This is a genomic window from Kitasatospora sp. NPDC101108 (assembly GCF_055584725.1).
In genome coordinates, this window is record NZ_JBVJLM010000014.1 from 149,506 (window position 1) to 162,578 (window position 13,073).

14 protein-coding genes are annotated in these 13,073 nt (G+C 75.3%); 7 read left to right on the top strand and 7 right to left on the bottom strand.

Annotation, left to right across the window (positions count from 1 at the left end):
- Positions 1–102: 102 nt before the first annotated feature.
- Positions 103–3,192: a lysylphosphatidylglycerol synthase transmembrane domain-containing protein gene (locus tag ACZ6Z8_RS27515; RefSeq protein WP_465612708.1), complete on the bottom strand. Its 3,090-nt coding sequence runs from the start codon at positions 3,190–3,192 to the stop codon at positions 103–105.
- Between the two features lie 56 nt (positions 3,193–3,248).
- Complete coding sequence (locus ACZ6Z8_RS27520) at positions 3,249–4,019, bottom strand: SDR family oxidoreductase (RefSeq protein ID WP_465612709.1); 771 nt, start codon at positions 4,017–4,019, stop codon at positions 3,249–3,251.
- Between the two features lie 180 nt (positions 4,020–4,199).
- Here ACZ6Z8_RS27520 and ACZ6Z8_RS27525 point away from each other — a divergent pair, with 180 nt between their 5' ends.
- From ACZ6Z8_RS27525 to ACZ6Z8_RS27540, 4 genes are all read left to right on the top strand, one after another.
- Positions 4,200–5,084, top strand: a complete 885-nt coding sequence (locus tag ACZ6Z8_RS27525; protein WP_465612710.1) for a helix-turn-helix transcriptional regulator — start codon at positions 4,200–4,202, stop codon at positions 5,082–5,084.
- 37 nt (positions 5,085–5,121) lie between these two features.
- Entirely contained in the window at positions 5,122–5,388 is a 267-nt protein-coding gene (locus tag ACZ6Z8_RS27530) for a UBP-type zinc finger domain-containing protein (RefSeq protein WP_402816881.1), read from the top strand.
- Positions 5,389–5,579: 191 nt separating this feature from the next.
- Entirely contained in the window at positions 5,580–5,849 is a 270-nt protein-coding gene (locus ACZ6Z8_RS27535; RefSeq protein WP_465612711.1) for a hypothetical protein, read from the top strand.
- 150 nt (positions 5,850–5,999) lie between these two features.
- Positions 6,000–6,977, top strand: coding sequence for a sigma-70 family RNA polymerase sigma factor (locus ACZ6Z8_RS27540; RefSeq protein ID WP_465612712.1), 978 nt, complete (start codon positions 6,000–6,002; stop codon positions 6,975–6,977).
- On the opposite strand, the gene ACZ6Z8_RS27545 is transcribed toward ACZ6Z8_RS27540, so the two are convergent.
- Complete coding sequence (locus tag ACZ6Z8_RS27545) at positions 6,885–7,220, bottom strand: hypothetical protein (RefSeq protein WP_465612713.1); 336 nt, start codon at positions 7,218–7,220, stop codon at positions 6,885–6,887. The two genes, ACZ6Z8_RS27540 and ACZ6Z8_RS27545, sit on opposite strands and share 93 nt — an antisense overlap.
- Positions 7,221–7,317: 97 nt before the next feature.
- On the opposite strand from ACZ6Z8_RS27545, the gene ACZ6Z8_RS27550 reads away from it, so the two are divergent.
- Positions 7,318–7,809 carry an NUDIX domain-containing protein gene (locus ACZ6Z8_RS27550; RefSeq protein WP_402816873.1) on the top strand — a complete coding sequence of 164 codons (492 nt, stop codon included), beginning with the start codon at positions 7,318–7,320 and terminating at the stop codon, positions 7,807–7,809.
- A 66-nt stretch (positions 7,810–7,875) separates the two neighbouring features.
- Here ACZ6Z8_RS27550 and ACZ6Z8_RS27555 read toward each other — a convergent pair whose 3' ends face one another.
- From ACZ6Z8_RS27555 to ACZ6Z8_RS27570, 4 genes are all read right to left on the bottom strand, one after another.
- On the bottom strand, positions 7,876–8,637 hold the full coding sequence (locus ACZ6Z8_RS27555; RefSeq protein ID WP_465612714.1) for a Clp protease N-terminal domain-containing protein: 762 nt from the start codon (positions 8,635–8,637) through the stop codon (positions 7,876–7,878).
- Positions 8,638–8,757: 120 nt separating this feature from the next.
- The gene (locus ACZ6Z8_RS27560; protein WP_465612715.1) at positions 8,758–9,495 is read right to left on the bottom strand and encodes a tyrosine-protein phosphatase; all 738 of its coding nucleotides are present in this window, start codon (positions 9,493–9,495) and stop codon (positions 8,758–8,760) included.
- A 130-nt stretch (positions 9,496–9,625) separates the two neighbouring features.
- Complete coding sequence (locus tag ACZ6Z8_RS27565; RefSeq protein ID WP_465612716.1) at positions 9,626–10,339, bottom strand: VC0807 family protein; 714 nt, start codon at positions 10,337–10,339, stop codon at positions 9,626–9,628.
- A 213-nt stretch (positions 10,340–10,552) separates the two neighbouring features.
- Entirely contained in the window at positions 10,553–10,735 is a 183-nt protein-coding gene (locus ACZ6Z8_RS27570; RefSeq protein WP_465612717.1) for a hypothetical protein, read from the bottom strand.
- A gap of 193 nt (positions 10,736–10,928) precedes the next feature.
- Here ACZ6Z8_RS27570 and ACZ6Z8_RS27575 point away from each other — a divergent pair, with 193 nt between their 5' ends.
- A complete protein-coding gene (locus tag ACZ6Z8_RS27575) occupies positions 10,929–11,705 on the top strand; it encodes an RNA polymerase sigma factor (protein ID WP_465612727.1) in 777 nt (258 codons plus the stop codon).
- Positions 11,702–12,676, top strand: coding sequence for a hypothetical protein (locus tag ACZ6Z8_RS27580; protein ID WP_465612718.1), 975 nt, complete (start codon positions 11,702–11,704; stop codon positions 12,674–12,676). Before ACZ6Z8_RS27575 ends, ACZ6Z8_RS27580 begins: the two co-directional genes overlap by 4 nt.
- The last annotated feature ends 397 nt before the right edge of the window (positions 12,677–13,073 follow it).

Here is a 13,073-nt window from a genome sequence, read left to right on the forward strand (position 1 = left end):
GCCGCGGCTTCCGCAGCGCCCCCGTCCCCGCCCCTTTACAGCCCTCGCCCCTTTACAGCCCCCGCCCCTGACAACCACAGCGCCTTGCAGCACCAGCCACGGCTACAGCGCTCTGCGGCGCTGCAGCCAGGTCATCGCCGCCCAGCCCGGCAGCACCGGCAGGATCAGCGTCAGCAGCCGGAACAGCACCACCGCCGCCGTGGCACCGCCCTGCTCCATCGACGCGGTCTGCTGCATCAGGCCGATCAAGGCCATGTCGGCCGCGCCGGCCCCACCCGGGGTCGGCGCGGCGTTGCCCGCGGCGTTGCCCACCAGGAACACCACCGCCACCGAGGCGAAGGACGGCTCCTTGCCGATCGCCAGGGCGCAGCAGTACAGGCAGGCGATCAGGCAGAGCGACACCAGCACCTGCCCGGCCACTCCCACCGCCAGCCGTCCGGGGTTGCGCAGCAGGTCCAGCAGCCGCGGCAGCACCTCCGCCGTCAACGGCCGCAGGCGCGCCGCCAACCAGCGGCGGGCCGGGGGAATGGCCGACACCACCGCGAGCAGCACCGCGGCCACCACCAGACCGGCGACCACGGCGGGCAGCGCCTCCAGCTCCGAACCGCCCGGCTGCGCGTCCACCAGGTAGACGAAGGCGCCCAGTTGCAGCAGGTGCAGCACCAGTCCGATCAACTGCCCCACGCCGACGCTGGACAGGGCCTTCGCGGTCGGGATGTTCGCCTGCTGCAACAGCCGGGTGTTCAGCGCGATCCCGCCGACACCCCCGGGCGACACCAGCTTCACGAACGCCCCGGCCACCTGCGCCAGCACCGCGTTGCGGAAGTTCAGCCGCTCCGGCACGAACCCGACGAACCCCATCGCGGCGGCCACGTGGCTCAGCCCCGCCGCCGACACCGCCAGTGCCAGCCACCACGGATCGGCGTCCGCCAGGGCCGCGATCGGGTTGTCCTCCGTCGCGAAGAACTGCGGGATCAGCAGCCACCCGGCCACCACCCCGCCCACTACGGCCAGCAGCGTCCGCGGCCGCAACCGCTCCAGCCGCACTGGCCGCCCGATCACCTCCGGGCGACCGCGCAACACCTCCGCCCGGATCTCCTCCAGCAACCCGCCGGTCGGGTCGGTCTCACCGGTGGCCCGGTCCCGCTCCTGCCCCGCGGGGGCGACGGCGGCCGTGCCGGACCGGTCGCCGTGCGGGCCGTGCGGCTGGTGGCCGACGGCGCTCCCGGGCGTTGATCGGCGTCGGCCCGACTCCTGTCGGCCCGTCGCCCCGGTCGGAGCCGTCGCCCCGGTCGGAGCCTCGGGCGGCGGTGCGGCGGACGACTCGATGGGGACGGCGGCGCTGCCCGGGCCGCCGTCCCCACCCGCGGTCGTCCCGGCAGCCGCGGCACCGGTCCCGCCGGCCGATCCGCCGAACGGCGCGGGTTCGCCGCTGCCGCCGTACCCCGGCCGCCCCTCGCCCGGCGGTACCGCCGGTACCGCCGGTACTGCTGGGACCGGTTCCGCCGTGCCGACCTCACGGGTGAGCAGGAGCGGGGCCGTGTGCCGCCCGCTCGGGCCCGCACCGCCGGGCGCCTCCGCCGGGCCGCCCTCCAGCGTCTGCGGGCTCGCGTCCGTCGCCGCCTTCCCGCCCTGGCCGCGCTTGAGCGACTGGCGGGTGGTGCGGGCGAGGGCTATCGGCTGCAGCAGGGGCAGGGCGGCGCCCAGCGGGTCGGGGCCGAGGACGGCGGTGGCCGTGCGGACGGAGCGGGCGGCGCCGGCGCGCAGGGCGAGGGTGGTGAGGAGCTGGACGACGTCGCAGCGCAGGACGAGTTCGCTCGCCGCGATGTCGCCGTCGGCGAAGTCGACCAGGTGGACCGCGCCGCCGTCGTCGACCAGCAGGGAGGACGGGACGAGGGCGCGGTGGGCGATCTCGCGGCGCTGGAGCAGGGCGAGCTGGCCCCAGGCGTCGGTGAGGAGTTCGTCGGTGATCTCCGCGTCGTCGAGCTGGTCCAGGGTGCGCCCGGCCAGGTGTTCGTACGCGATCAGGGCGGTGTCGTGGCCGAGGCCCGCGGTGGCGGCGATCCGGCGGGTGCGCACTCCGGCGGCGAGGGCCGCGTACGTGACCAGGGCCTCGTGCTCCAGCCCGGTGCGCGGTGAGCGCAGGGCGCGGGGGTGGGGGGCGGTGCGCAGCCGCAGGCGGCGCCAGGCGCGTCGGACGGCGGCGGCGGTGACGGCCTGCCGGTCGAGGAGGTGGACGTCGAGGTCGGGCCGGTCCTCGGCCTGCCGGATCAGGTAGCGGTCCGGTCCGGCGGGGAGGGCCTCGACGGGCCGCAGTCCGCTGTCCCGCAGGGCACGCAGCACTTCCCCCGGCCTCGGCCGCGGGTCCGGGGTACCGACGGCGTACAGCGTGGCGTGGGCGCCGGTCCAGCCGATCAGCAGGCCGAGCAGCAGCGCGGTGGGGGTGGCGTACCCGCCGGCCAGTCCCGCGAGGCCGGAGAGGGCGAGGACGGACCAGGGCAGGCGCCGTTCGCGGCTGCCGGAGGCGGTCATGAAGGCGAGGACGGGCGCGAGGTAGCCGTAGACCGGTTCGGTGTGCCCGAGGACGTCGCCGGGCAGCCGCTGGGTGAGGGCGGTGAGCAGTGAGGCCGGGGCGAGGTCGTCGGCCCAGAGGTCCAGGGCGAGGGTCGCGCCGTACGCGGTGACGGCGGCGAGCAGGCCGTCGGAGACCTGTTGGAGGGCGCGCCGCCGGTCCGGGCCGAGCAGGCGGCGGACGGCGAGCCCGACCGGCAGCAGCAGGACGGCGGCGGTGGTGAGTCCGCCCGCCAGGCTCGCCAGCGGTCGCGGCACCAGTGCGGCGGCCTCGGCGACGTCGGCGGCGAAGCCCCCGGTGGTGGCCCGGGCGTAGTCGGCGAGCAGCAGGGTGAGCGCGATCGCGAGCAGACCGGTGAGCAGCCGGATCAGGGCGACGGGCTGCCGGATCCGACCGGTGTCGGACAGCGGTCGGGCCCGCCGCCGCTCGCCGCCCGGCTGCCCGGGTATGCCTCCGCCGGTACCTCTGCCAGTGGTTCTGCCGGCACCTCCGCCGGTAGCTCCGGCAGCACCTCCGCCGGCACCCGGGCCGGTGCTCCCGCTGCTCTCCGGCCGTCCGGCCGGGCCCGTACTGCCGCCCCCGCCGGTGTCGCCGTTCGTTCTCCCCGTCGCGATCGCCACGGATGGCATGCTCCCATGCCACCTGTGGGCCCGGAGCGGGATCCGGCGGCAGTCCGTCACGCCTGCCGGGTCGGCAGCACCACCTGGTGGCGCAGGTTGACGTGCCGGGGGCGGCTGACGGTGTAGGCGATGAGGTCCGCGACGTCCTCCGCGGCGAGCGCCGGGATGGCCGCGAACATGCCGCCGAGCTGCTCCCGCAGGGCGGGGTTGTCGATGTGGCCGCCCAGCTCGGTGTCGGTCAGGCCGGGCTCGACGGCGCTGACCCGCACGTCGCGCGGGCCGAGTTCGGTGCGCAGGGCGGCGGACAGCTGGGTGAGGGCGGCCTTGGTCGCGCCGTACACGGCGTAGTCGGGGAAGACCACGTGGGAGGCGATGGAGGAGACGTTGACCAGGTCGGCGGTGCGGCCCTCGGCGGCGGCCGCGGTGAGGTCGGCGGCGAAGGCGCGGACGATCCGCAGGGCGCCGGTGAGGTTGGTGTCCACCATCCGGGTCCACTCGTCGATCCGGCCCTCGGCGAGCGGGTTCGGCAGCATCACCCCGGCGTTGTTGACTACCAGGTCGGCGGGGCCGTACGCGCCGTGGACGGCCGCGGCGGCCGCGGCGGCCGCGTCGACCGAGGCCTGGTCGGTGATGTCCGCGGTGACGGCGAGGGCCTGCCCGCCGGCCGCGGAGATCTCGGCGGCGAGCGCCTCGATCCGGTCGGTGCGGCGGGCGAGCAGGGCGACCCGGGCGCCGTTGGCGGCGAGCAGCCGGGCGGTGGCGGCGCCCATGCCGCTGGCGGCTCCGGTGACGACGGCGGTGCGGGCGGCGAGGGCGGGGTAGCTCATCGGGGACTCCTGGATCGGGTCGGCGGGCTGACGTCGACCACTCTGCGCCGGTGCCGCGCGCCCACCCAGGGCCACGTCCTTCCCGGGAACCCGGTACCCGGGAACCGCTCACCCGGGAAGTCCTTTCCTGGGAAAGGCAGTACCACCCTCCGCCGCCCGCCCGGAGCTACCCTGCCCGGCATGGAGAACACCTTGGGGGACTTCCTCCGCTCGCGCCGGGCCCGGATCCAGCCGGAGGAGGTGGGCCTGCCCGCACACGGCCGCCGCCGGGTGCAGGGCCTGCGCCGCGAGGAGGTGGCGCAGCTCGCCGGGGTGAGCGTGGACTACTACATCCGGCTGGAGCAGGGCCGCGGTGGCAGCGCCTCGGACGCGGTGCTCGACGCGGTGGCCCGGGTGCTGCGGCTGGACGAGGTGGAGTCGGCGCACCTGCGCTCGCTGAACCGCCCGCCGAAGGCCCCGGCCGACCGGGCCCGGGGGGACCGGCGGGTCCGCCCGGGGACCCGGCTGCTGCTGGACCTGATGACCGGGGTGCCGGCCTTCGTGCTGGGCCGCCGGATGGACGTCCTGGCCTGGAACGCCCTGGGCGACGCGGTGAACGGTTTCTCCAGCCGCGCGGGCGCCACCGTGGGCTCGCCCCCCAATCAGGCCCGGGACGCCTTCCTCGACCCCGCCGCCCGCGAGTTCTACCCCCAGTGGGACGCCGTCGCCGCGGAGACCGTCGCCCACCTGCGCCGGGACGCCGGACTGCACCCCGACGACCCGGCCCTGGCCGCCCTGGTGGGCGAGCTGTCGCTGCGCAGTGAGGAGTTCCGCCGACTCTGGGCGGACCACCTGGTGCGGGAGAAGACCAGCGGGGTGAAGCTGCTCCGGCACCCGCTGGTCGGCGAGCTGGAGCTCGGGTACGAGACCCTGACCGTCAACGGCTCGCCGGACCAGATGCTGGTCGTCTACACCGCCCCGCCGGACTCTCCCACCGCCCAGAAACTGGCCGTACTGGCCAGTTGGACGGCCCCGGACGCCGCCCCCGACGCCGCGCCCGCCGCACCGCCCGCCCCGGCGTCCTGAAGCGGCGCCCCGGCCCGGGCCGTCATAGCCTTCGAACATGAGCGCCTGCGAAGACCTCGCCGTGGCACCCCGGGAGATCGACCCCCTCCCGCCCACCGACGGCTGCGCCGACTGCCTGGCCCAGGGCCGCCGGGACTGGGTGCACCTGCGGATCTGCCTGGACTGCGGCCACATCGGCTGCTGCGACTTCTCGCCGCAGCGGCACGCCACCGCGCACTTCCACGACACCTCCCACCCGGTGATCCGCTCGTACGAGCCGGGGGAGGACTGGCGCTGGTGCTTCGTCCACGAGGTCATGGGCTGAGCGCACCCCGGCCTCCGCGAGGTCGCCGGCCTCCGCGGTGACACCGGTTCCCGCAAGGTCACCGGCCGCCGCGGTGACACCGGCCGCCGCGGTGGCGCCGTCCCGCAACCCGGGTAAAATCCCGACATAACGCCCATGCGGCCCCTCCGGTCGGCACCCGTCCGGCCGCGGCCGCCGAAGGGAGGCCGACGATGACCAAGCACACAGCGGGCAGCGCCGCCAAGTTCCGCCAGGGAGCCCAGGACCTGCTGGACCGCCGGGGCATGGCGAGCACGCCCAGCCGGCTCGGACCGAAGCTGCGGTCCGGCCTGGTGACCGCCGACTCCGGGCGCGGGCACGGTGACGCCTTCCGCCACATCGGCCGCGATGTCACACCCTCGGGGACGCACTCCGCCCCACCGGTCCAGGGGGAGCTCAAGGGGCACCGGCACCGCGGCGCGGAGAAGCACTCCGCCCACTGACCGGCGGCCCCCAGGGGCGGACGCCACCGGCCCGGCGTCCGCCCCTGACGCGCGCTCAGGGTCCTTGTCCGGCAGGCATCGGGGATTGTCGGTGGCGTGCGTTACCGTCGTCCCGTTCACCAGCACGCGGCAGCACGACGGGGGCGCACGATGACCGATGTGATCACGGAGGAGCCGGTCGAACTCCAGCTGGAGCGGTACCGCACCGAACTCACCGGCTACTGCTACCGGATGCTGGGCTCGGTCTTCGAGGCCGAGGACGCGGTGCAGGAGACCATGGTCCGCGCCTGGCGCGGCCACAAGGGCTTCGAGGGGCGGGCCGCGCTGCGCTCCTGGCTGTACCGGATAGCCACCAACGTCTGCCTGGACGCGCTGAACGGCCGCAAGGGCCGTGCCCGTCCGATGGACCTCGCCGGGCCGGTCACGGTGGCCACCGCGAGCGACACCCAGCTGCCCGAGGTGACGTGGATCGGCCCGGCGCCGGACGGCCGGGTGCTCCCCGAGACGGGGGACCCGGCCGAGGTGGCCGCGCAGCGCGAGTCGGTGAAGCTGGCCTTCGTCGCGGTGCTGCAGCGCCTAGCGCCCCGGCAGCGGGCGGTGCTGATCCTGCGCGAGGTGCTCGGCTGGAAGGCCGCCGAGGTGGCCGAGCTGCTCGGCGTCACCGTCGCGTCGGTCAACAGCGCGCTGCAACGGGCGCGTTCGGTGCTCGCCGCGGACGCCTCGGCCGCCCGCCCGGCCCCCGCGCTGGACGACGCCCACCGGGCGCTGCTGGACCGCTACGTGCGCGCCTTCGAGGCGTACGACATGGACGGCCTGGCCGTGCTGCTGCACGAGGACGTCACGCTCAACATGCCGCCGTTCTCGATGTGGCTGCAGGGCCAGGAGGAGATCCGGGCGTGGATGCTGGGCCCGGGGCAGGGCTGCCGGGGCTCCCGGCTGCTTCCGGTGACGGCCAACGGCGGCCCGGCCCTGGCCCAGTACCGGCCGAGCCCGGCCGGCGGGCACGAGCCGTGGGCGCTGATCGTGCCGGAGGTGTCAGAGGGCCGGATCACCGGGCTCACCAACTTCCTGGACACCGACGTGCTCTTCCCGCTGTTCGGCCTCCCGGACCGGCTCCCCGCCGAGTAGGGCGGCCGGGCAGGCCGGTTCCACGGCGTCCAGCGGGTCGTCCGCTCCGGGCAGCAGTGCCGCGAGCCCGCTGAACGCGAGCAGTTCCCGCAGCGGGCCGCTCGCGTTCAGCAGCACCACGCCCACCCGGTGCCGCCCGGCGGCCAGCCGCAGTCGGGCGAGCGCGTCGACGACGGCCAGGTCGGGGGCGGTCAGTGCGCCCAGGTCACAGGTCAGTACGGCTTCGGCCGCGATGGTCTCCATGCGGATTGGACCGTCGCGCGGGCGCCGACTCATCGGTCCGGTCCCACGGCGGTGGCAGAGTGGGGACGACCGAACCGCCCTGCCCCTGGAGGAACCCGTGACGGCTGAGCCCTTGAGATCCCGCGAGGAGTGGCTGGCGTCCCTGCCCCGGATCTACGCGGCGGCGGGCTGCCTGTTGCGCGACGAGTCCGGCCGGATCCTGATCGTGAAGGCCGGGTACCGCGAACACTGGCAGTTCCCTGGCGGGACGATCGACCTCGGCGAGGGCCCGGTCGAGTGCGCCGTACGGGAGTTGGAGGAGGAGACCGGCATCGTCAAGGAAGCCGGCGACCTGCTGGCCATCTCCTGGACCCACGCCTCGGCCGAACTCGACCACCCGGCCCAGCACTTCATGTTCGACTTCGGCACCGTCCCGGACGGCACCCCGGTGACCGTGCCGGCCGGCGAGCTGGACACCCACCGCTGGGCCCCGCCGGAGGAGGCGCTGGAGCTGCTCGGTCCGGCGCGTTCGGCCCGGCTGCGGGCGGCGCTGGAGGCGGCCGTCGACGGCCGGGTCCGGATCGTCACCACCCACGTCTCCGGCTTCTGAGCGGACGCGCAGCGGCCGTGCCCGGGGCGGGAGTTCCGCCCCGGGCACGGCCGGTCGACGGTTGGCTCACTGCTGCTGCTCGGACTCCGCGTCCCGGGCGGCGACGATGGCGGCGATGGCCTCCGCGGTGAAGGTCTCCGCCTCGGACTTGTCCACCTTCAGCCCGGTGAGCACGCCCTCGCCGTTCTCGAACTCCAGCAGTGCGAGCAGGATGTGCTCGGTGCCGACGTAGTTGTGGCCGAGCCTGAGCGCCTCGCGGAAGGTCAGCTCGATCACCTTCTTGCCCTGCGCGTCGTACGGGATCAGCGCGGGGATCGTCTGCTCGACGGCGGCCGGCAGGGCGGCGGTGGCAGCCGCCCGGACCGCCTCCGGGGTGACGCCCTGGGCGGCGAGCGCCTTGAGGCCGATGCCCTCGGGCTCGGCGAGCAGGCCGAGCAGGATGTGCACGGCGGTGATCTCGGGGTTGCTCGCCTTCCTGGCCTCCTCCTGCGAGGCCACGATGACCTTGCGGGCCCGGGGAGTGAACCGGGCGAAGCCCTGGCTGGGGTCGAGGTCGGCCGTGGTGCCCGGGCCCTTGGGGACGAAGCGCTTCTGGGCGGCCTGCTTGCTGACGCCCATGCTGCGGCCGATGTCGGTCCAGGAGGCGCCGGAACGGCGGGCCTGGTCCACGAAGTGGCCGATCAGGTGGTCGGCGAGCTCGCCGAGGTGGTCGGCGGCGATGACCGCGTCGGAGAGCTGGTCGAGCGCGTCGGTGTGGATCTTCTTGATCGCGGCGATCAGGTCGTCGAGGCGCAGCGGAGTCGTGCTGGGAACAACGGGATTCTCCATGCGTCAACCGTAGGTTGTCGATCCGAGGATCGTCAACCATCAGTTGACGCTTACCCGTAGGTAGCTTGTTCTCGTGGCTCCTCGAACGCCCCTGCCGCTCCGAGTCCCGCCGCCTGCGCCCTACGCGCCGGGCAGCAGTCGCTCCCGAACCGCCGCGATCCGGGCCGGCGTGACCCCCGCCGCGAGCAGGTAGTCCACCGGGTCGAGCTCGTCGAGGGTGGCCTCCAGGGCGGCCTCGGCGGTCGTCCCGGCCTCGGCCAGCACCGTGTCGATCCGCCGGTACGGGTCCGGCAGGCCGAGCATCCCGTACAGCGGGCGGACGTTGGGGCCGCTGAGCAGGTAGTCCTCGGCGATCGCGGTCCGGTCGACCCCGGCCAGGGCGAGCAGCAGCAGGGCGGCCAGGCCGGTGCGGTCGCGGCCGGCGCCGCAGTGCACCACCAGTCCGCCGGGCCGGGCGTCGGCGATCGCGGTGACCAGCGCGGCGGCGGCGTGCGGGCAGTGCTCCAGGTAGGGGCGGAAGACCAGCGGGGTGCCGTCCAGCCGGCCGTGGGCCTGCCACCAGGCGGGGCCGGCCAGTTCGTCCAGCGGGACACGGACCAGCTCGACGTCCTCGGGGAGCGGGAGGAGCGGCTTGTACTCCTCGGCGTTGCGCAGGTCGACCACGGTGCGGACGCCGTGGTCGAGCAGGGCGTCCCAGCCCTCGCGGGTGAGGCGGTCCAGGTTGTCCGCCCGGACTATCGCGCCACGGGTGGTCGGACGGCCGGAGGCGGTGGGCAGTCCGCCCAGGTCGCGGACGTTCAGGCAGCCGTCCCAGACGAGGGTGCGGTCCTCGGTGGTGGTCAGCGCGTCGGTCCGCATGGTGGGGCTCCCCGTTTCCTCGGTCGGGGGTCCGTTACCCCCTCGTTATAAGGACTCCCGGGCCACCCCGATGGTTCCTGACTGTTCGAACGGTCGAAACCGGCAGTTCGAACGGCGGTCGGAGCGGGACTCAGGCCGCGGTGGGGGCCTCGGCCTCGGCCTCGACGAGCTTCTCGATCGGCTCGACCGCGATCTGGCCGAACAGCGAGCCGCCCACGATCGCACCGATCAGGAACACGGTGGACAGCCAGGCCATGGTCGAGACCGGCAGGGTGAAGGCGCCGACCACCCGGGCCGCGCACTCGGTCAGCAGGGCGGTGCCCCAGATGCCGGCGAACACCCGCTCGTGGCGCCGGAAGGTCCGCGAGGCGGCCGCCCGACCCTCGACCAGCCGCTGCCAGGCGGCGGCGCGGTCCCGGTTGCCCTTGGTGACGAAGGGCATCAGCATCGGGGTCATCACCGGTCGGCCGATCAGCGCCGAGGCCAGGATCGCCAGCGCCACGCTGCCGCTCAGCAGGCCGTCCTTGGCGATCATCATCCGGGCGTCACCGCTGACGAAGGTGAGCGCCAGGCCGGCCAGGTTGACCACCAGCATCAGCGAGGCCCACAGGTTGAGCGTGCGCTCGCGCAGCAGGCCGAGGACGGTCCGGCCGGCCGGGAAGGCGCTGCTCCAGGCCAGCGCGGCGAACTCGCTCAGGCCACAGGCGGAGTGCAGCAGGTAGTACCCGGCGAGCGGGGCGGCCACGTCGAGGACGAGCGGGCGGAGACCGGAGACCAGCGGGTTGGGCGTCCCGGCGTCCTGAGCGACAGCGGCGGTGGCGGCGGTGACGGTCTGGCTGCTCATGGTGGGTTCCTCCCCCGACTGGTGACTGCGGGCCGCTGCCCGCGTCGTGCCTCCAGTCTTTCCGGCCGACCCTCCGTCAGAGCAGTGCCGTCCGTTGCGGGATCCGCATGACAGTTGTCACTGCGCGGCCCGTGACACGCCCGCTGACCTGCGGGGAGAGGGGGCCTCGCCCCCGGGGGTGCGGCCCGGCGCCGCGGCTCCGGCAGTCCGTGGTCACGGAACACCGCGACGGCGTCGTCCAGCGGCAGCTGTCGGCGCGGCCCCGGGCAGCACCTCGCCGATCCGGCCCCGCCGGACCTCGGACCCCGGACCGGTGCGGCGGACGACGCCGAGCCCGAAGGCGAACGCCACCCGGCCGGAGCCGGGACGCCGGGCGGCTGTCGTCGCAGTGGTCATCGCGGTCTTCCCTGCCGGTCGTGCGGTCCTCCCGGCTCCGGGTGGGGACACGGCCGAAACGATTCGCCCACCGACAACCCGGACGATGGGCGGCATCCGGGGCCGCAGGCGAACGACAGCCGTCGACGGGACCTTCGCCCCGACCGGTCCGGTCCTTCGACCGGAGCCGACGTGTTCGCCCGGATGGCGCATGATGTGGCGGGTGCAGAGTGCAGAACGCCCCGGAGCGGGCACCGGCAGCCCCCTCGGCCGGTCCGGAGCAGTACCACCACCGGGCGGGGGCCCCGTTCCCACCGACCTGACCGAGGCGGTCCGCGCCGCCCAGGAGGGGGACGAACAGGCGTTCCGACTGCTGTTCCGGACCGTTCAGCCGGGCCTGCTGCGCTACCTGAGAGTGCTGGTCGGCGGACGGCCGGAGGACGTGCAGGACGCCGAGGACATCGCCTCCGAGACCTGGCTGCAGATCGCCCGCGACCTGCGCGGCTTCTCCGGCGACGGGGACGGCTTCCGCGGCTGGGCCGCCACCATCGCCCGCAACCGCGCGATGGACCACCTACGTGCCCGGCGCCGCCGCCCGGTCGCCGACCTGCCGTTCGAGTACCTGGTCGAGCTGGCCGCCGGGGACGACACCGCACGCGCCGCGCTCACCACCGTCGGCACCGCCGACGCACTGGCGCTGATCTCCCGGCTGCCGCGGGAGCAGGCCGAGGCGGTGCTGCTCAGAGTGGTCATGGAGCTGGACGCCGAGAGCGCCGCCCAGGTGCTCGGCAAGCGGGCCGGCACCGTCCGGATGGCCGCCCACCGGGGGCTGCGGCGGCTGGCCAAGCTGCTGGAGCAGCCCTTCGCCGCCGACGCCGGGATCCCGGCCGCCAGGAAGGTCACCGGGGACGCCGCCGGAGAACCCGCGAAAAAAAGTTCTCCGCAGGGTGTGACAGAACGCCGGGCCGCGACGCTGAAGGACATGAGATGAGCACCAACCGATCCCGTCGGATCGACCGTGATGCCGCCGAGCAGCTGCTCGGCGGTGCCGTGGGCGGCCCGTCGGCCGGGCAGGACGCCTCGCTCACCGGACCGGACGGTCCCGGGCAGGTCGCCCGGGTACTGGCCGCGGCCGCCGCCCCGGCGACGGCCGCGGAACTGGCCGGGGAGGAGGCCGCACTGGCCGCGTTCCGGGAGGCGAGTCTCACGCCCGAACCCGTAGTGACCCCCGTCCGGAGACGATCGATGGCAACCGCCGCGCTGGCCAGGGCCTTCAGCACGAAGGCCGCTGCCGCCGTGCTCGGCGCCACCGCGCTGTGCGGGGTCGCGGTCGCCGCCGGCACCGGCAACCTGCCCGCCCTCGGCGGCGGCCCGACCGAGCCGGAGCACACGGTGGCCGCCTCGGACAGCCCCACCGCGTCTCCGCACGGCACCACCGGCAGCCAAAACGGCACCGCCTCCCCGGGCGGATCCGCGAGGCCGAGCGCCGGCGCCCAGGCCGACCCGCCCCGCCCCGCCCCGTCCGCCTCCGCCACACCCGACGCCTCCCCGCCCGGCACCCGCGGCGCCCACCCCAGCCCGCCCGCCGCACTGGTCCCGCTCTGCCAGAGCTTCACGGACCGTACGAACAAGGGTGAGCGCCCCCACCAGCTGGCCGCCGACCCGCTCTTCGGCCCGCTGGTCGCGGCGGCCGGCGGAGCGGACGACGTGCCGGACTTCTGCGCGGTCGCCCCCGGCCACACCAACGGCGACCACCAGGGCACCCCCGCCCAGCCGAGCCCCTCCGGCCGCAAGGGCAACTCGAACGGCAACACCACCGGCGAGGACAACAACGGCGGCAACGGCGCCAAGCCCGGCAAGGGCGGCGTGACCGTCCCGACCCCACCGACCCTCCCCACCCCACCGGACACCCGTCCGAGCAGAACCGGCCCCTCCGAGGACCAGCAATCGGCCCGGAGATGACCCCCAGAACTCCGGGTGGGCGGCGAGCGACTCCCCCCGGGCTCGCCGCCCATCCGGACCGCACCACCCCGCAGTAACCGCAGGACGCACAACCACCCGAACCCCGGGTGGCCGGTCGGCTCCCCCGTGCCCGCCGTCCACCCGGCCGGCCCCCGGCCGGACCGGCAGGCGCTCTCCCCGGACGCGCCCCGGCCCGGCCGGCCCGGAACGTGCGGCCCGCCCGCCCGCAGTCCGGGCGGGCCGCACCCCGATCCGGCGGTCGGGGGACCGCTGCCCGGTCCCCCGGCCGCCCACCCCCACACACACGCCCACGCCCCTCCCCCTCAGCGGGCGCGCAGACACCACCCCTCCCCCCACCGTGGGCGCGCGGGCAACGCCCCGCGCGCCCACACCCACC